The organism is Enterobacter sp., from assembly GCF_977039595.1.
The window spans coordinates 1-17,090 of the sequence record NZ_CDRQYH010000026.1 but is presented as its reverse complement, the minus strand read 5'-3'; the positions used below and the strand labels follow the sequence as shown (position 1 = coordinate 17,090).

Sequence of the window (17,090 nt, the reverse complement as noted above, 5' to 3'; positions counted from 1 at the left end):
CCGGCGGCTTAACAAGGCGTCCTGCCTGATAATAGGCCCTCCGCAAAGCGGAGGGCAAATGGCAACTTACTCGCCTTGCTGTTCTGCTGCCTGTGCTTCTGGCGCAGCAGCTGGCTGAGACTGCTCGGTTGCTTCTTTAATGCTCAGACGGATACGGCCCTGGCGATCAACTTCCAGAACTTTCACCGGTACTTCCTGGCCCATCTGCAGGTAATCGGTCACTTTCTCAACGCGCTTGTCAGCGATCTGAGAAATGTGAACCAGACCTTCTTTACCGCCACCGATGGCAACGAACGCGCCAAAGTCAACGATACGGGTCACTTTACCTGCGTAGACGCGGCCCACTTCGATCTCTGCAGTGATTTCTTCGATGCGACGGATCGCGAATTTCGCTTTCTCGCCGTCGGTTGCTGCGATCTTCACAGTACCGTCATCTTCGATTTCGATGGTGGTGCCAGTCTCTTCGGTCAGCGCACGGATTACGGAACCGCCCTTACCGATAACATCTTTGATCTTGTCTGGGTTGATCTTGATGGTGTGGATACGTGGAGCGAACTGAGAAATGTCGCCACGCGGCGCGTTAATCGCCTGTTCCATCACGCCCAGGATGTGCAGACGCGCACCTTTAGCCTGGTTCAGAGCAACCTGCATGATCTCTTTTGTGATACCTTCAATTTTGATATCCATCTGCAGCGCAGAGATACCGTCGCGGGAACCCGCCACTTTGAAGTCCATATCACCCAGGTGGTCTTCGTCACCCAGAATGTCAGACAGAACAACGAAGTTGTCGCCTTCTTTCACCAGGCCCATTGCGATACCCGCAACGGCGGCTTTGATTGGCACGCCTGCATCCATCAGCGCCAGAGAAGCACCACATACGGAAGCCATGGAAGAGGAACCGTTGGATTCGGTGATTTCAGACACCACACGTACGGTGTACGGGAATTTGTCAGCTTCTGGCATTACTGCCAGCACGCCGCGCTTCGCCAGACGACCGTGACCAATTTCACGACGCTTCGGCGAGCCAACCATACCGGTTTCACCTACGGAGTACGGAGGGAAGTTGTAGTGGAACAGGAAGCTGTCAGTGCGCTCGCCCATCAGTTCGTCGATGATCTGTGCGTCACGTGCAGTACCCAGGGTCGCAGTAACCAGCGCCTGCGTTTCGCCACGGGTGAACAGCGCGGAACCGTGAGTACGTGGCAGAACGCCAGTCCGCACGTCCAGGCCGCGGATCATGTCTTTTTCACGGCCATCGATACGCGGCTCGCCTGCCAGAACGCGGCTACGAACAACGTTTTTCTCGATTGCGTGCAGGATTTCGCCAATTTCGTTAGCGTCCAGCGTTTCGTCTTCGGCAACCAGGGTCGCGGTTACTTCAGATTTGATCACGTCAACCTGAGCGTAACGCTCCTGCTTGTCAGTGATGCGGTACGCATCGCTCAGACGAGATTCTGCCAGAGCTGCAACGCGTGCGTTCAGCGCGTCGTTTGCCGCTTCTGGCTGCCAGTCCCAACGTGGTTTACCGGCTTCTTTCACCAGATCGTTGATGTTCTGGATAACGATCTGCTGCTGGTCATGGCCGAAGACCACAGCACCCAGCATCTGGTCTTCGCTCAGCAGTTCAGCTTCGGATTCAACCATCAGCACAGCTGCTTCAGTACCCGCAACAACCAGGTCCAGCTTACTTTCTTTCAGCTCTTCCTGAGTTGGGTTCAACACGTACTGGTCGTTGATGTAGCCAACGCGCGCGGCACCGATTGGGCCATTGAATGGAATACCAGACAGTGACAGGGCAGCGGATGCGCCAATCATGGCAACGATGTCCGGGTTAACCTGCGGGTTAACGGAAACAACAGTCGCGATAACCTGTACTTCGTTAACGAAGCCTTCCGGGAACAGCGGACGAACCGGGCGGTCAATCAGACGCGCGATCAGGGTTTCGCCTTCGCTTGGACGGCCTTCACGACGGAAGAAGCCACCCGGGATTTTACCGGCAGCGTAGGTACGCTCCTGGTAGTTAACGGTCAGCGGGAAGAAGTCCTGACCTGGTTTAGCTTTTTTCTGGCCAACTACGGTAACGAATACCGCAGTGTCATCCATGCTTACCATAACGGCAGCAGTAGCCTGACGAGCCATCATGCCGGTTTCCAGCGTGACGGTATGTTGACCATACTGGAATTTACGAACGATCGGATTCAGCAAAGTTCTGTCCTTTCTTAAATGTTTGAAAGCACACCACCGGTGTGCTGTCGTTTTAACCCGACCTTCTTCGCATCCTCGCGACTAATGACAACCAACACCCCCATGGGTGAAGCCTCTCATTAGCCGCGCGAACCTCTGCAATGAAGATCATTTATAGCAACAATACAATAGTTTCCAGTGAATTGCTGCCGTCTGGTTGAAAAAAGGGGCCATCAGGCCCCCTTTTCTGAAACTCGCAAGAATTAGCGACGCAGACCCAGACGCTCGATCAGCGCGGTGTAGCGTGCAACATCTTTACGTTTCAGGTAGTCGAGCAGTTTACGACGCTGAGAAACCATACGCAGCAGACCACGACGGCTGTGGTGATCTTTTTTGTGCTCTGCAAAGTGACCCTGCAGGTGGTTAATCTGTGCAGTCAGCAGTGCAACCTGAACTTCGGTAGAACCGCTGTCGTTAGTACCACGACCAAACTCAGAAACGATTTTAGCTTTAGCTTCAACGCTTAGAGACATTTTCAAACTCCAAAGTATAAAGAATGTAAGGATGCCGATCTCTAATTCAGCAATCCCATGTACGCCCCGCAGATTGTTAAACAATTTACCAGGCGTTAAGCGGCAATATTCTACTCGTCTCCCCTGCTTATCGCAAGGTGAGCCGTTATCACCGTCACGCGTCGACCGGATATTCGACGACCAGACGACGCGGCGCAACGCGCCCTTCGCCATCCATTTCGCCCATACCGATGAATTTCCCTTCGTCACCTTCGGTCACACGTACCAGGCCTTCCAGCGGCGCTTCCGCCGTACGAACCGGGTTGCCGTTCTTAAAGTAAACGGACGATGTTAAAGGAAGATTAACGACCGGGAAGTCCGCTGCCGGACTGTCCATCGGCATTAGCAGTGGATCCAGCAAATCTGCCGGCGCGATCCCCTGCGCTTCCGCCTGTTCTACCAGCTCGCGCAGACGTTCCAGGGTCACCATCCGCTCCACCGGGTACTTGCTCACCGCCAGACGGCGCAGGTAAATCACATGCGCGCCGCAGCCCAGCTTTTCACCGAGGTCGTCAATGATGGTGCGAATATAGGTCCCTTTCGAACAGTGTACTTCCAGCTCCAGCTCATCACCTTCGTGGCGAATAAACAGCAGCTCATACACGGTAATCGGACGGGCTTCACGTGGGACTTCAATGCCCTGGCGCGCATATTCGTAGAGTTTTTTTCCCTGATACTTCAGCGCCGAATACATCGACGGCACCTGCATCGTGTCACCACGGAAACTCTCCAGCGCAGCATCAAGCTGTTCCGCGCTGAACGTCACCGGGCGCTCTTCCACCACCTGACCATCCGCGTCGGAGGTATCCGTGCGCTGGCCCAGCTTAGCGATAACGCGGTAACGCTTATCGGAGTCGAGCAGGTACTGGGAAAACTTTGTCGCCTCTCCCAGGCAGACCGGCAGCATGCCGGTTGCCAGCGGATCGAGCGCGCCGGTGTGGCCCGCACGGTTGGCGTTATAAATACGCTTCACTTTTTGCAGCACGTCGTTGCTGGAAGCGCCCTGGGGTTTATCCAGCAGCAGCACACCATGCACGTCGCGACCACGACGACGAGGACGACTCATCAGTCCTCCTTGCTGTCGTCCGCCGGGTTAACACGACGCTCATCGTCATGTTTAACCACGCTGGTCACCAGGTTGGACATACGCATACCTTCAACCAGCGAGTTGTCGTAGAAGAAGGTCAGTTCAGGCACAATACGCAGGCGCATCGCCTTGCCGAGCAGAGAGCGGATGAAACCAGACGCTTCCTGCAGCGCTTTAATGCCGTTTTTCACTGCCGCTTCGTCCTGATCATTCAGGAAAGTAACGAACACTTTTGCATAGGCCAAATCGCGGGACATTTCGACACCGGAAACGGTGGTCATCATGCCGACGCGCGGGTCTTTGATTTCACGTTGCAGAATGAGCGCGATCTCTTTCTGCATTTCCTGCGCTACGCGCTGAGGGCGACCAAATTCTTTCGCCATAATAAATTCTCCAGACAAAAAAGGGGCTAAAGCCCCTTTTTGAAATTATTGCCGGGTGGCGCGAGGCGATCCCGGCTTACAATCGAAAATTAAGCGATGGTACGCTGAATTTCGATGATCTCGAACACTTCGATCATATCGCCAACGCGAACGTCGTTGTAGTTCTTCACGCCGATACCACATTCCATGCCGTTACGGACTTCGTTAACGTCATCTTTGAAGCGGCGCAGGGATTCCAGCTCGCCTTCGTAGATAACCACGTTGTCACGCAGTACGCGGATTGGGTTGTGACGCTTGATGTTACCTTCGGTAACCATACAGCCCGCGATTGCACCGAATTTCGGTGATTTGAACACGTCACGTACTTCAGCCAGACCGATGATCTGCTGTTTCAGCTCAGGAGACAGCATGCCGCTCATCGCTGCTTTCACTTCGTCGATCAGGTTATAGATGACGGAGTAGTAACGCAGATCCAGGCTTTCGGCTTCAATCACTTTACGCGCAGACGCATCCGCACGAACGTTGAAGCCAACCAGGATAGCGTTGGACGCAGCAGCCAGGGTCGCGTCGGTTTCGGTGATACCACCTACGCCAGAACCGATGATCTTCACTTTAACTTCGTCGGTAGACAGTTTCAGCAAGGAGTCGGAGATCGCTTCCACAGAACCCTGAACGTCGGCTTTCAGAACGATGTTCACTTCGTGAACTTCGCCATCGGTCATGTTGGCAAACATGTTCTCGAGTTTAGATTTCTGCTGACGAGCCAGTTTAACTTCACGGAATTTACCCTGACGATACAGTGCCACTTCACGCGCTTTCTTCTCGTCACGCACCACGGTCACTTCGTCACCAGCAGCCGGAACACCGGACAGACCCAGGATTTCAACTGGAATGGACGGACCTGCTTCCAGCACTTCCTGACCCAGTTCGTTACGCATCGCACGAACGCGACCGTATTCGAAACCGCACAGAACGATATCGCCTTTATGCAGCGTACCTTCGCGAACCAGAACGGTAGCAACCGGGCCACGTCCTTTATCCAGGAAGGATTCGATAACCGCACCGCTCGCCATACCGTTACGGATGGCTTTCAGCTCCAGAACTTCGGCCTGCAGCAGGATCGCGTCCAGCAGTTCGTCGATACCGGTACCCGCTTTGGCAGACACGTGTACGAATTGGCTTTCGCCGCCCCACTCTTCCGGCAGAATACCGTACTGGGAAAGTTCGTTTTTAACACGATCGGGATCCGCTTCTGGCTTATCGATCTTGTTCACTGCAACCACAACCGGCACACCCGCTGCTTTCGCGTGCTGGATAGCTTCGATGGTCTGCGGCATGACGCCGTCGTCTGCAGCAACAACCAGAACAACGATATCCGTCGCCTGAGCACCACGAGCACGCATTGAGGTAAACGCGGCGTGACCCGGGGTATCCAGGAAGGTGATCATACCGTTGTCAGTTTCTACGTGGTATGCACCGATGTGCTGGGTAATACCACCCGCTTCGCCAGAGGCAACCTTGGTAGAGCGAATGTAGTCAAGCAGAGAGGTTTTACCGTGGTCGACGTGACCCATGATGGTCACTACCGGTGCGCGCGGTTCTGCCGCAGCACCTGTGTCACGGTCGCTCATTACCGCTTCTTCCAGCTCGTTTTCACGACGCAGGATAACTTTGTGACCCATTTCTTCCGCAACCAGCTGTGCAGTTTCCTGATCGATCACCTGGTTGATGGTTGCCATAGCGCCCAGCTTCATCATCGCTTTGATGACCTGAGAGCCTTTAACCGCCATCTTGTTCGCCAGTTCGCCAACGGTAATGGTTTCGCCGATCACAACGTCACGGTTAACGGCCTGAGCTGGCTTCTGGAAGCCCTGCTGCAGAGCGGAACCTTTACGCTTGCCGCCTTTACCGCCGCGAACAGCCGCGCGTGCTTCTTCACGGTCAGCTTTAGATTCAGCGTGCTTGTTGCCTTTTTTCGCCGGACGCGCTGCTTTTGCATTACGACCACGGCCACGACCGCCTTCAACTTCACGGTCGTTATCATCTTCAGCCTGACGCGCGTGCTGAGAAGTGGTCACGTGATAGTCGCTGGTGTCTTCAGACTGCTCAACGGTATCAACACCGTTCTTCTCATTTTCTTCAGCCATACGACGCGCTTCTTCGGCGACGCGGCGAGCTTCTTCTTCCAGCTTACGGCGGGCTTCTTCTTCCGCTTTACGCTTCAGCTCGGCAGCTTCATTTTCACGGCGGGCTTTTTCAGCCTGGGCGGTTTTGGTCATTTCGTCTGTCTGTTGATTGCTCACTTTGTCTTTTTCCGCAGCGTCACGCTTCACTTTATCACTTGCGTCGCGTTTCGCTTTTTCTGCGGCCTCACGTTCAGCTTTTAATTCTGCTTCACGTTTGGCGGCTGCTTCCGCCTCACGCTGAGCTTGTTCTTCCGCTTCACGCTGTGCCTGCTCTTCCGCGGCAAGGCGTTCTGCCTCTTGCGGATCACGTTTTACAAAGGTGCGCGTCTTGCGGACTTCAATTTGTACCGATTTGCTTTTACCACCGGTACCTGGGATGTTTAACGTGCTACGCGTTTTGCGCTGCAGCGTTAACTTGTCAGGCGTAGAGCCGTGTTCACGGTTCAGGTGCGTTAACAAGGTTTGTTTTTCTTGCGCGGTCACCGAGTCATCAGCGGACTTCGGGATCCCTGCATCAGCAAATTGCTGTACCAGGCGGTCCACGGAGGTCTGAATCTCAGCAGCCAGCGATTTTACAGTTACATCAGTCATGCTGTTCCTTCCTGCTACAGTTTATTACGCTTCGTCGCCGAACCAGCAAATATTACGTGCGGCCATGATGAGCTCGCCGGCTTTCTCGTCGGTTAAACCTTCGATATCAGCCAGGTCATCAACGCCTTGCTCAGCGAGATCTTCCAGCGTACAAACACCACGGGCAGCCAGCTTGAACGCAATCGCACGATCAAGACCTTCCAGATTCAGCAGGTCATCAGCCGGCTTCTTATCGCCAAGGCTTTCTTCCTGAGCCAGTGCCAGGGTGGTCAGTGCGTTTTTAGCGCGTTCACGCAGGGCTTCAACGGTTGGTTCATCCAGACCGTCGATTTCCAGCAGCTCTTTCATTGGCACATAGGCCAGTTCTTCCAGCGTAGAGAAACCTTCTTCTACCAGAACAGTGGCGAAATCTTCGTCAATATCCAGGTATTTGGTGAAGGTATCGATCGCCGCATGGGCTTCAGCCTGATGCTTAGCCTGCAGGTCATCAACGGTCATGACGTTGAGTTCCCAGCCGCTCAGCTGTGACGCCAGGCGTACGTTCTGACCGTTACGGCCGATTGCCTGCGCCAGGTTGCCCGCTTCAACAGCGATATCCATGGTGTGTTTGTCTTCGTCAACAACGATAGACGCCACATCAGCTGGAGCCATTGCGTTGATCACGAACTGCGCCGGGTTGTCATCCCACAGAACGATATCAATTCGTTCACCGCCCAGCTCAGTAGAAACAGCCTGGACGCGCGCACCGCGCATACCGACGCAAGCACCGACCGGGTCGATACGCTTGTCGTTGGTTTTCACCGCAATTTTCGCACGGGAGCCCGGATCGCGAGCCGCCGCTTTAATCTCAATAACTTCTTCACCGATTTCCGGTACTTCAATACGGAACAGTTCTACCAGCATTTCTGGTTTAGAACGGGTCACGAAGAGCTGTGCACCACGCGCTTCAGGGCGAACGGCGTACAGAACACCGCGAATACGGTCGCCTGGACGGAAGTTTTCACGCGGCAGCATATCTTCACGCAGGATCACGGCTTCAGCGTTACCCGGCAACCCTTCGGATTTGATCTCCAGGGAGATGTTGTCGCGGTTCACTTTCTTCACCACACCGGTGATGATCTCGCCTTCCTGATCGCGGAACTGATCGACAACCAGCGCGCGCTCGGCTTCGCGCACTTTCTGCACGATAACCTGTTTAGCGGTCTGGGTGGTGATACGGTCGAAGGTCACAGATTCAATCTGATCTTCAACGTAGTCACCCACGTTCAGACTTTCGTCTTCGAAACGGGCGGCTTCCAGCGTGATCTCTTTGGTCGGCTGGGTCACTTCTTCAACGATTACCCAACGACGGAATGTATCGAAGTCACCGCTTTTACGATCGATTTCTACGCGAACATCGATCTCTTGTTCGTATTTTTTCTTGGTTGCTGTAGCCAGTGCACTTTCCAGCGCTTCGAAAATCTTCTCACGCGGCAGTGATTTCTCATTGGAGACGGCTTCAACAACAGCCAAAATTTCTTTGTTCATCGCGGGCTTTTCACCTCAATCCAGACTGTTAAAAGTGGGGAACCAGGTTCGCCTTCTGGATATTACTCAGCGCGAACACTTCATCTTTGCCTTCGACTGTCACCGTGATCATTTCACCATCAACGGCTTTGATAATTCCCTGCCATTTACGGCGGTTCTGTACGGCCATACGCAGAACGAGAGCCACTTCTTCACCGGTAAAGCGCACATAGTGCTCGGCCGTGAACATCGGGCGATCGAGGCCAGGTGAGGAAACTTCCAGGTTGTACGCAACGGTAATTGGGTCTTCAACATCAAGAACCGCACTCACCTGGTGGCTGACATCAGCACAATCATCAACATTGATGCCATCTTCACTATCAATATAGATGCGCAGCGTCGATGTACGGCCGCGAACGAATTCGATGCCGACCAGTTCGTAGCCCAGTGCTTCGACCGGTGCAGTAATCATCTCTGTTAATTTTTGCTCTAATGTGGACAAGCCCACCCCCAAGACATAAAAAAAGGGCGTAAAGCCCAGTTATTCTGTAGTCAGATAACAAAAAACCCCGATAAATCGGGGCTTTAGATAACTGAACCCTATAGCCACAACTGTGGCCTGGAGCACTTTCCGAAAGAATTTTTTCAAATCCAGCTACGAAGGCTCTAAGTCTTCACAGTATATTTGAAAAAGAACTTTATGGGAAAGTGGTTGCGGGGGCCGGATTTGAACCGACGACCTTCGGGTTATGAGCCCGACGAGCTACCAGGCTGCTCCACCCCGCGCCTGAAACGTGGCAAATTCTACGCGTTTTGGACAGAATTTGCAAATAATGCTGGGATTTGGTACCGAAGACGGGACGTAAAATCGGCGTTTAGTATATTGATAGTTGACCCCACCTGTCAACCCAACTTCCGCCAGATCAATTAGACCAAAATTTTTACAAAAAACGCACGAGTCTCTTCCGGTCTTCGCCAAAAGATGATTAAATGAATACTCACTTATTTTGCATAAAAATGCACAAGAGAGCGAAAGCGGTCTCTAATCAGTCAATCAAGCAGGGTTTTATTCTATGACGACGATTCTCAAGCATCTTCCGGTAGGACAACGTATTGGCATCGCTTTCTCAGGCGGCCTGGATACCAGCGCTGCACTGCTGTGGATGCGCCAGAAGGGAGCGGTTCCGTATGCTTATACTGCGAACCTGGGTCAGCCGGATGAGGACGACTACGATGCAATTCCTCGTCGCGCTAAAGAGTATGGTGCAGAGAACGCGCGCCTGATTGACTGCCGTAAGCAACTGGTCGCTGAAGGTATCGCAGCTATTCAGTGTGGTGCATTCCATAACACCACCGGCGGTCTGACCTATTTCAACACCACTCCGCTGGGCCGTGCGGTTACCGGCACCATGCTGGTTGCGGCGATGAAAGAAGACGGCGTCAACATCTGGGGTGACGGCAGCACCTATAAAGGAAACGATATCGAACGTTTCTATCGTTATGGCCTGCTGACCAACGCCGAACTGCAGATCTACAAACCGTGGCTGGATACCGACTTCATCGACGAGCTGGGTGGTCGTCATGAGATGTCCGAGTTTATGATTGCCTGCGGCTTTGACTATAAGATGTCAGTCGAGAAAGCCTACTCCACCGACTCCAACATGCTGGGTGCGACGCACGAAGCGAAAGACCTGGAATTCCTGAACTCCAGCGTGAAGATCGTTAACCCGATCATGGGCGTGAAGTTCTGGGACGAGAACGTCAAAATCCAGGCTGAAGAAGTTACCGTACGTTTCGAACGCGGCCATCCGGTAGCGCTGAACGGTAAAACCTTCTCAGACGATGTTGAGCTGATGCTGGAAGCTAACCGGATTGGCGGTCGTCACGGTCTGGGCATGAGCGATCAGATTGAAAACCGTATCATCGAAGCGAAAAGCCGTGGCATCTATGAAGCCCCGGGTATGGCACTGCTGCACATCGCTTACGAGCGCCTGCTGACCGGTATTCACAACGAAGATACCATTGAGCAGTATCACTCTCATGGCCGTCAGCTGGGTAAACTGCTGTATCAGGGCCGCTGGTTCGATCCTCAGGCACTGATGCTGCGTGATGCCCTGCAGCGTTGGGTGGCAAGCGCGATAACCGGTGAGGTGACCCTGGAACTGCGTCGCGGTAACGACTACTCCATTCTGAATACGGTGTCTGACAACCTGACCTATAAAGCAGAGCGTCTGACCATGGAGAAAGGTGAATCCGTGTTCTCACCGGACGATCGTATTGGACAGCTGACCATGCGTAATCTGGACATTACCGATACCCGCGAGAAGCTGTTCAACTATGTTGAGAATGGCCTGCTCTCCGCGAATTCCGGTAACGGCCTGCCTCAGGTTGAAAACCTGGAGCATAGCGATAAGAAGTAATCGCTATTCAGAAATGTAGAAGGCACCCTAAGGGTGCCTTTTTTATGGTCTTCGTAGGCCCGGTAAGCGCAGCGCCACCGGGCAAAACAGCGGGTGGCGCTGCGCTTACCCTACCCGCCCTACAAAATCACCACATAATATACAGACGAAAAAAAAGACGTCTTTCGACGTCTTTTTTCTGGAATATTGGTACCGAGGATGGGACTCGAACCCACAAGCCCGTTAGGGCACTACCACCTCAAGGTAGCGTGTCTACCAATTCCACCACCTCGGTACAGAATACTTAGTGCGGGATATCGCTGGTTGGCTTAGCCGGTGCAGCTGGCTGAGTCTGCTCAGTTTTCGCTGGCGCGCTCAGATTTTCCCACTCGCTTCCTTTGCTGGTCTTGTTACTGTTGATATTGCCAAGCACCAGGCTGATGATGAAGAACAGCGTAGCCAGAATCGCCGTAGTGCGGGTCATGAAGTTCGCAGAACCACTTGAACCGAACAGCGTACCGGAAGCGCCTGCTCCGAAGGAGGCTCCCATATCAGCGCCTTTACCTTGCTGCAGCATAATCAGCGCTACGAGAGCGATGGCTACAATAAGGAAAACAACTAAAAGAGCTTCGTACATAATCAACCTGTTCCTTGCGGATTTGCCGCATACCAATGCTTCGACCAATTAGCAGGATTTCTGTTTCCCACTGAAGCGGGTGTGAATACTAACCAAAGCGAATCACCTTCGCAAGGGCATTTTCGACGCATTGTATCAACTGCGGAAAAAAACAGCAAAAAGCCATTAATTGCTTAAAACAAAGGCGGCAAACGCCGCCTTTTTAAACATTTAGGGTGCAAGATTATGCAGCTTTTACAGCATCCGCAATACGGTGCGCAAATTCGGTTACCTGCGCTTCGTCTTCACCTTCCACCATCACGCGGATCAGCGGTTCAGTACCGGACTTACGCAACAGCACGCGTCCACGATTGCCGAGGGCCGCTTCAACGTCAGCCATCACCGCTTTGACGTTCTCATTTTCCAGCGGATCGCCTTTGCCGGCAGTGAAACGTACGTTTACCAGGATCTGTGGGAACATTTTCATGCCGCTGCACAGATCGTGCAGGCTCATATGGTTGCGCGCCATAGCGGCAACCACCTGCAGCGCGGCCACGATACCGTCACCGGTGGTGGTTTTGTCGAGCAGGATCACGTGACCCGAGTTTTCTGCACCGATACGCCAGCCCTTCTCCTGCAGTTTTTCCAGCACATAGCGGTCACCCACCTTCGCGCGGACAAACGGAATACCGAGCTGTTTCAGGGCCAGTTCCAGGCCCATGTTACTCATCAGCGTGCCCACCGCACCGCCGCGCAGCTGGCCCTGACGCAGGCCTTCACGGGCAATGATGTAGAGGATCTGATCGCCGTCGACCTTGTTACCTTCGTGGTCAACCATGATCACGCGGTCACCGTCGCCGTCCAGCGCAATACCCAGATCGGCTTTTTCTGCCAGAACACGCGCCTGCAGGGCACGAACGTCAGTTGCCCCCACCTGCTCGTTAATGTTCAGACCATCCGGCTCGCAGCCAATGGTGATTACTTTCGCACCCAGTTCGCGGAAGACATTCGGGGCGATGTGATAGGTCGCGCCATTCGCACAGTCCACCACAATTTTGAGGTGGGCCAGGCTCAGCTCATTCGGGAAGGTACCTTTACAGAATTCGATATAGCGACCCGCCGCATCAACGATGCGGTTCGCTTTACCCAGCTCTGCGGAATCAACACAGGTAATCTCTTTTTCCATCTCAGCTTCAATAGCTTCTTCCACGTCATCCGGCAGCTTGGTGCCATCAATGGAGAAGAATTTAATGCCGTTGTCGTAGAACGGGTTGTGAGAAGCTGAAATGACAATTCCCGCTTCCGCACGGAAGGTGCGCGTCAGATACGCGACCGCAGGCGTTGGCATTGGGCCCGTAAAGGAGGCGGACAGTCCCGCAGCCGCCAGCCCCGCTTCCAGCGCGGACTCCAGCATATAGCCCGAAATACGGGTGTCTTTACCGATGATAATTTTACGTGAGCCATGACGCGCAAGCACTTTACCAGCAGCCCAGCCGAGCTTCAGGACAAAATCAGGGGTGATGGGAGCATCGCCTACGCGCCCACGGATACCGTCGGTACCAAAATATTTACGATTACTCATAGCGTTTGTTTTCCTTCGCTGCCAGTGTGGCTTCCACCACACGCATGGCTTCTACTGTTTCTTTGACGTCATGGACACGAATAATGTGCGCACCCTGCATCGCCGCAATCACCGCGCAGGCCAGGCTGCCGCTCAGGCGTTCGCTCGGCCCCACGTTCAGCAACTGCCCAATCATCGACTTTCTCGACATTCCCACCAGTAACGGCAGGCCAAAATGATGGAATTCCGATAAGCGCGCAAGCAACGCATAATTGTGGGAGAGATTTTTACCGAAACCGAACCCTGGGTCGAGCAGCAATTTCTCTTTTGGGATACCTGCACGTTCACAGCGTGCAATATGCTCAATAAAGAAGCGATTCACGTCGGCAAAGACATCGTCATACTTTGGTGCTTCCTGCATAGTTTTCGGTTGGCCCTGCATGTGCATCAGGCAAACCGGCAGCCCCGTTTCCGCAGCCGCCTCAATCGCCCCCGGTTCGGTAAGTGAACGGATATCATTGATAATGTGAGCGCCTACTCTCGCCACTTCACGGATCACCTCCGGTTTGGAGGTGTCAACGGAGATCCACACTTCAAACCGCTGTGCGATTGCCTCAACGACCGGCACCACGCGCGCCAGCTCTTCTTCCACAGACACGTCCGCCGCGCCTGGACGCGTCGATTCGCCGCCAACGTCAATGATGGTGGCACCCGCATTAATCATTAAATTCGCGTGCTTAACCGCCTCGATAAGCGTGTTATGCGCACCGCCGTCAGAGAAGGAGTCAGGGGTAACATTCAGGATCCCCATCACGTGGGGATGTGAAAGATCGAGATGCGAGTCCTGAGCGAATAATTTCATGGCGAAATCCCTGGTATCTATATCGTTAAACAGAAATGAAAAACCCCGGAGCAAGCTCCAGGGTTTGAGGTACAGACAAACGCTTCAACAGCAGTGGCTTACTTATCGCCCAACTGTTCTGACATGGTGTTGCCCGGATTTGGCGTACGCGGTTCATCAACCGGACGCGGCGCACGCGGGGTGCCATTGTTGTCAGAATTATTGGAAGCGCCTGGGTCTTCCCAGCCTGCTGGCGGACGTACTTCGCGGCGCGCCATCAGGTCGTCAATCTGCGGTGCATCGATGGTCTCATATTTCATGAGCGCATCTTTCATCGAATGCAGGATGTCCATATTGTCGTTCAGGATCTGGCGCGCACGTGCATAGTTACGCTCTACCAGAGATTTAACTTCCTGGTCGATGATACGTGCCGTCTCATCGGACATATGTTTCGCTTTAGCCACAGAACGGCCCAGGAATACTTCACCCTCTTCTTCTGCATACAGCAGCGGACCGAGTTTGTCGGAGAAGCCCCACTGAGTCACCATGTTACGCGCCAGGTTTGTCGCCACTTTAATGTCGTTGGACGCACCGGTAGAAACATGTTCCACACCGTAGATAATCTCTTCTGCCAGACGACCACCGTAGAGGGTAGAAATCTGGCTTTCCAGTTTCTGACGGCTGGCGCTGATCGCGTCGCCTTCAGGCAGGAAGAAGGTCACACCCAGCGCACGACCGCGCGGAATAATCGTCACTTTATGCACCGGATCGTGTTCCGGCACGAGGCGACCAATAATCGCATGACCCGCTTCATGGTATGCCGTGGATTCTTTCTGTGCTTCCGTCATCACCATGGAGCGACGTTCCGCACCCATCATGATTTTGTCTTTCGCTTTCTCAAACTCCACCATCGATACGACGCGCTTGTTACCGCGAGCGGCAAACAGAGCAGCTTCGTTGACCAGGTTAGCCAGGTCCGCACCGGAGAAGCCTGGAGTACCGCGCGCAATGATTGCCGCATCGATATCTGGCGCCAGCGGTACGCGACGCATGTGAACTTTCAGAATCTGTTCACGACCGCGAACGTCCGGCAGACCCACAACAACCTGACGGTCGAAACGGCCTGGACGCAGCAGCGCAGGGTCAAGTACGTCCGGACGGTTAGTCGCCGCGATAACGATGATACCTTCGTTACCTTCGAAGCCGTCCATCTCAACCAGCATCTGGTTCAGCGTCTGTTCACGTTCATCGTGACCACCGCCCAGACCTGCGCCACGCTGGCGGCCTACGGCGTCGATTTCATCGATGAAGATAATGCACGGTGCTGCCTTCTTGGCCTGCTCGAACATGTCACGCACACGAGATGCACCGACACCCACGAACATTTCAACGAAGTCAGAACCTGAAATAGTAAAGAACGGCACCTTCGCTTCGCCCGCGATGGCTTTCGCCAGCAGGGTTTTACCGGTACCCGGAGGGCCAACCATCAGCACCCCTTTCGGGATCTTACCGCCCAGCTTCTGGAAACGGCTCGGTTCACGCAGGTATTCAACCAGTTCACCGACCTCTTCTTTCGCTTCGTCACAACCGGCGACGTCAGCGAACGTGGTCTTGATCTGGTCTTCCGTTAGCATACGCGCCTTGCTCTTACCGAACGACATGGCACCTTTGCCACCGCCGCCCTGCATCTGGCGCATAAAGAAGATCCAGACGCCGATAAGAAGCAGCATCGGGAACCAGGAAATGAAGATAGAAGCCAGCAGGCTTGGTTCTTCTGGCGGCTCACCTACCACCTTGACGTTTTTGGTCAGAAGGTTATCAAGCAGCTTAGGATCGTTCACCGGGATGTAAGTCGTGTAACGGTTACTATCTTTCTTGGTAACGTTGATCTCACGTCCGTTGATACGCGCTTCGCGAACCTGGTCCTGATTGACCTCCTGCAGGAAGGTAGAATAATCCACCTTGCGGCCATTCGACTCGCTGGGCCCAAAGCTCTGGAATACTGACATCAGCACAACGGCAATGACCAGCCAGAGTATTAGGTTTTTCGCCATGTCACTCAAGGGATTAACCTCATATTACAACTGTGTTAAAAACAGCGTCAGGATACTCTATATCCAGTTTCATTCAAACTTTCGCCTGAAATCCACCGGTTATCATTTTCGCCCGGTCGCTACAATATACACTTCTCGGGAACGGGCCCGGGAAGAGTCCGGCTTACGAACTTTAACCTTCGCAAACAGGGAGCGAATTTCCTTAAGATACTCCTCGAAACCTTCGCCCTGAAACACCTTCACAACAAAACTACCACCAGGCGCTAGTACATCACGACACATTTCTAACGCTAGCTCCACCAGATACATGGCGCGGGGGATATCCACCGCCGGTGTTCCGCACATATTTGGTGCCATATCTGACATGACAACCTGGACCTTACTGTCACCTACACGATCAAGTAACGCTTTCAGCACTAATTCATCACGAAAGTCGCCCTGAAGGAAGTCGACACCGACGATGGGATCCATTGGTAAAAGATCGCACGCGATGATTCGGCCCGTTCCGCCGATCTGCGTTACCGCATACTGGGACCATCCGCCAGGTGCCGCACCGAGGTCTACAACCGTCATCCCCGGCTTAAAAAGTTTGTCACTTTGCTGTATTTCATCAAGTTTAAACCAGGCACGGGAACGCAACCCCTTTTTCTGTGCCTGTTGAACATATTTATCGCTAAAGTGTTCCTGAAGCCAGCGGCTGGAGCTGGCAGAACGCTTTTTACCTGTCATTTAACATTTCCGTCCTGGTTCATCGTTACCTGCCTGTGACGTAAATTTCTACGCAGCTATTTGGCGATATAAGGGAGATGGCGGTAGAATGAACCGTTTTCAATCCCAACGTAAGCAAAAATATACGATGAATCTTAGTACTAAACAAAAACAGCACCTTAAAGGTCTGGCACATCCGCTCAAGCCTGTAGTGATGCTTGGCAACAATGGTTTGACCGAAGGGGTGCTTGCCGAGATTGAACAAGCGCTGGAACACCACGAGCTGATCAAGGTGAAAATCGCCTCTGAAGACAGAGACACTAAAAACCTGATCGTGGAAGCCATCGTGCGCGAAACCGGCGCCTGTAATGTACAGGTCATCGGTAAAACGCTGGTGCTCTA

General features: G+C 53.4%; 14 protein-coding genes and 2 tRNA genes. 2 read left to right on the top strand and 14 right to left on the bottom strand.

Features of this window, described 5'->3' with window-relative positions:
• Positions 1–66 precede the first annotated feature (66 nt).
• From pnp to ACWYRJ_RS10215, 8 genes are all read right to left on the bottom strand, one after another.
• Positions 67–2,205, bottom strand: a complete 2,139-nt coding sequence (gene pnp / locus ACWYRJ_RS10250) for a polyribonucleotide nucleotidyltransferase (protein ID WP_111964960.1) — start codon at positions 2,203–2,205, stop codon at positions 67–69.
• A 242-nt stretch (positions 2,206–2,447) separates the two neighbouring features.
• Entirely contained in the window at positions 2,448–2,717 is a 270-nt protein-coding gene (gene rpsO / locus ACWYRJ_RS10245) for a 30S ribosomal protein S15 (RefSeq protein ID WP_003861789.1), read from the bottom strand.
• 154 nt (positions 2,718–2,871) lie between these two features.
• Entirely contained in the window at positions 2,872–3,822 is a 951-nt protein-coding gene (gene truB, locus ACWYRJ_RS10240) for a tRNA pseudouridine(55) synthase TruB (protein WP_455507820.1), read from the bottom strand.
• The gene (gene rbfA / locus ACWYRJ_RS10235) at positions 3,822–4,226 is read right to left on the bottom strand and encodes a 30S ribosome-binding factor RbfA (protein ID WP_003024988.1); all 405 of its coding nucleotides are present in this window, start codon (positions 4,224–4,226) and stop codon (positions 3,822–3,824) included. The genes truB and rbfA overlap by 1 nt, the downstream gene beginning before the upstream one ends.
• 89 nt (positions 4,227–4,315) lie before the next feature.
• Entirely contained in the window at positions 4,316–7,003 is a 2,688-nt protein-coding gene (gene infB / locus ACWYRJ_RS10230; protein ID WP_115876346.1) for a translation initiation factor IF-2, read from the bottom strand.
• Between the two features lie 24 nt (positions 7,004–7,027).
• A complete protein-coding gene (gene nusA / locus ACWYRJ_RS10225; RefSeq protein ID WP_003861798.1) occupies positions 7,028–8,530 on the bottom strand; it encodes a transcription termination factor NusA in 1,503 nt (500 codons plus the stop codon).
• 28 nt (positions 8,531–8,558) lie between these two features.
• Positions 8,559–9,011, bottom strand: coding sequence for a ribosome maturation factor RimP (gene rimP / locus ACWYRJ_RS10220; protein WP_014833432.1), 453 nt, complete (start codon positions 9,009–9,011; stop codon positions 8,559–8,561).
• A gap of 207 nt (positions 9,012–9,218) precedes the next feature.
• A tRNA-Met gene (locus ACWYRJ_RS10215) sits at positions 9,219–9,295 on the bottom strand.
• 287 nt (positions 9,296–9,582) lie between these two features.
• Between ACWYRJ_RS10215 and argG the strand changes: the two genes are divergently transcribed.
• On the top strand, positions 9,583–10,929 hold the full coding sequence (gene argG / locus ACWYRJ_RS10210; RefSeq protein WP_023309336.1) for an argininosuccinate synthase: 1,347 nt from the start codon (positions 9,583–9,585) through the stop codon (positions 10,927–10,929).
• 187 nt (positions 10,930–11,116) lie between these two features.
• Here argG and ACWYRJ_RS10205 read toward each other — a convergent pair.
• The 6 genes from ACWYRJ_RS10205 to rlmE all read right to left on the bottom strand — a co-directional run bounded on the left by ACWYRJ_RS10205 (position 11,117) and on the right by rlmE (position 16,709).
• Positions 11,117–11,203 (bottom strand) — tRNA-Leu (locus ACWYRJ_RS10205).
• Between the two features lie 9 nt (positions 11,204–11,212).
• Positions 11,213–11,545 carry a preprotein translocase subunit SecG gene (gene secG, locus ACWYRJ_RS10200; protein WP_023309338.1) on the bottom strand — a complete coding sequence of 111 codons (333 nt, stop codon included), beginning with the start codon at positions 11,543–11,545 and terminating at the stop codon, positions 11,213–11,215.
• Between the two features lie 223 nt (positions 11,546–11,768).
• Complete coding sequence (gene glmM / locus ACWYRJ_RS10195) at positions 11,769–13,106, bottom strand: phosphoglucosamine mutase (protein WP_023309339.1); 1,338 nt, start codon at positions 13,104–13,106, stop codon at positions 11,769–11,771.
• On the bottom strand, positions 13,099–13,947 hold the full coding sequence (gene folP / locus ACWYRJ_RS10190; RefSeq protein ID WP_455507819.1) for a dihydropteroate synthase: 849 nt from the start codon (positions 13,945–13,947) through the stop codon (positions 13,099–13,101). The genes glmM and folP overlap by 8 nt, the downstream gene beginning before the upstream one ends.
• 98 nt (positions 13,948–14,045) lie before the next feature.
• Positions 14,046–15,980, bottom strand: a complete 1,935-nt coding sequence (ftsH, locus tag ACWYRJ_RS10185; RefSeq protein ID WP_010436002.1) for an ATP-dependent zinc metalloprotease FtsH — start codon at positions 15,978–15,980, stop codon at positions 14,046–14,048.
• 102 nt (positions 15,981–16,082) lie between these two features.
• On the bottom strand, positions 16,083–16,709 hold the full coding sequence (rlmE, locus tag ACWYRJ_RS10180) for a 23S rRNA (uridine(2552)-2'-O)-methyltransferase RlmE (RefSeq protein WP_003861812.1): 627 nt from the start codon (positions 16,707–16,709) through the stop codon (positions 16,083–16,085).
• 127 nt (positions 16,710–16,836) lie between these two features.
• Here rlmE and yhbY point away from each other — a divergent pair.
• Positions 16,837–17,090: ribosome assembly RNA-binding protein YhbY (gene yhbY / locus ACWYRJ_RS10175; RefSeq protein WP_455507818.1), on the top strand; the 254-nt coding region annotated here is incomplete at its 3' end.

What these genes read in the sequence shown, in the direction of transcription:
- infB (WP_115876346.1), bottom strand. Translation starts at nt 7,003, where the DNA reads ATGACTGATGTAACTGTAAAATCGCTGGCTGCTGAGATTCAGACCTCC.
- folP (WP_455507819.1), bottom strand. Translation starts at nt 13,947, where the DNA reads ATGAAATTATTCGCTCAGGACTCGCATCTCGATCTTTCACATCCCCAC.
- rpsO (WP_003861789.1), bottom strand. Translation starts at nt 2,717, where the DNA reads ATGTCTCTAAGCGTTGAAGCTAAAGCTAAAATCGTTTCTGAGTTTGGT.
- secG (WP_023309338.1), bottom strand. Translation starts at nt 11,545, where the DNA reads ATGTACGAAGCTCTTTTAGTTGTTTTCCTTATTGTAGCCATCGCTCTC.
- glmM (WP_023309339.1), bottom strand. Translation starts at nt 13,106, where the DNA reads ATGAGTAATCGTAAATATTTTGGTACCGACGGTATCCGTGGGCGCGTA.
- rlmE (WP_003861812.1), bottom strand. Translation starts at nt 16,709, where the DNA reads ATGACAGGTAAAAAGCGTTCTGCCAGCTCCAGCCGCTGGCTTCAGGAA.
- nusA (WP_003861798.1), bottom strand. Translation starts at nt 8,530, where the DNA reads ATGAACAAAGAAATTTTGGCTGTTGTTGAAGCCGTCTCCAATGAGAAA.
- rbfA (WP_003024988.1), bottom strand. Translation starts at nt 4,226, where the DNA reads ATGGCGAAAGAATTTGGTCGCCCTCAGCGCGTAGCGCAGGAAATGCAG.
- argG (WP_023309336.1), top strand. Translation starts at nt 9,583, where the DNA reads ATGACGACGATTCTCAAGCATCTTCCGGTAGGACAACGTATTGGCATC.
- ftsH (WP_010436002.1), bottom strand. Translation starts at nt 15,980, where the DNA reads ATGGCGAAAAACCTAATACTCTGGCTGGTCATTGCCGTTGTGCTGATG.
- truB (WP_455507820.1), bottom strand. Translation starts at nt 3,822, where the DNA reads ATGAGTCGTCCTCGTCGTCGTGGTCGCGACGTGCATGGTGTGCTGCTG.